Source organism: Rhizobium sp. SVR5-2C, from assembly GCF_056755115.1.
In genome coordinates this window covers 1-247 of record NZ_JBNDHT010000502.1, presented here as the reverse complement: position 1 = coordinate 247, position 247 = coordinate 1, and the positions used below count along the sequence as shown (strand labels likewise).

The following is a 247-nucleotide window of genomic DNA, read 5'->3' as shown; positions in this document are numbered from 1 at the left end:
CGGCAAGACCTTCCGATAGATCACGAACCCGGTCTTTTCCGCGACCGAGTCGTACAGCCGCATCGCCGTGTGATTCGTTTCGTGCGTCTGCCAGTACACGCGTTCGGCGCGCTGCGCCTGTGCGGCGTCGTACACGGCTTCGATCAATGCGCGGCCCACGCCCTTGCCGCGTTCGCTGTCGAGCGTGAAGAGATCCTGCAGATAGCAGGTCGGCCCGGCCAGCGTCGTGCTGCGGTGATACAGGAAA

General features: G+C 63.6%; 1 protein-coding gene. It reads right to left on the bottom strand.

Annotated elements, in window-relative coordinates:
* Positions 1-247: GNAT family N-acetyltransferase (locus tag ACPYOI_RS36680; protein WP_481424260.1), on the bottom strand; the 247-nt coding region annotated here is incomplete at both ends.